1 protein-coding gene is annotated in these 240 nt (G+C 60.4%); it reads right to left on the bottom strand.

The features are described from left to right. Positions 1–240 (bottom strand): hypothetical protein (locus tag H9S92_RS00025; protein WP_187464687.1); only part of this gene is annotated, 240 nt, incomplete at both ends.

The following is a 240-nucleotide window of genomic DNA, read 5'->3' as shown; positions in this document are numbered from 1 at the left end:
GTTGACTACCTCGCAGTCCAGATCAATGCCCAAGCGGCCAGCCACTGGCGTGAAGCCGGCAACACCCGCCTCTTCTTCCGTGTAGATGCTGTACTGGTCGATCAGGTTGCCGAAGCAGTCGAACACATCGCTGGCGATGAAGTCCGTGGCCCAGATCGCAGCCATTCCACCACCCTGGCCGTTGGGCATCAAGGTCACGGTCAGCGTCTGGATACAGATTGGCGTCGGCGCTTTGTCCGG

Source organism: Neolewinella lacunae, assembly GCF_014349155.1.
GTDB lineage: Bacteria > Bacteroidota > Bacteroidia > Chitinophagales > Saprospiraceae > Neolewinella > Neolewinella lacunae.
This window is presented reverse-complemented; position numbering and strand designations above follow the sequence as displayed.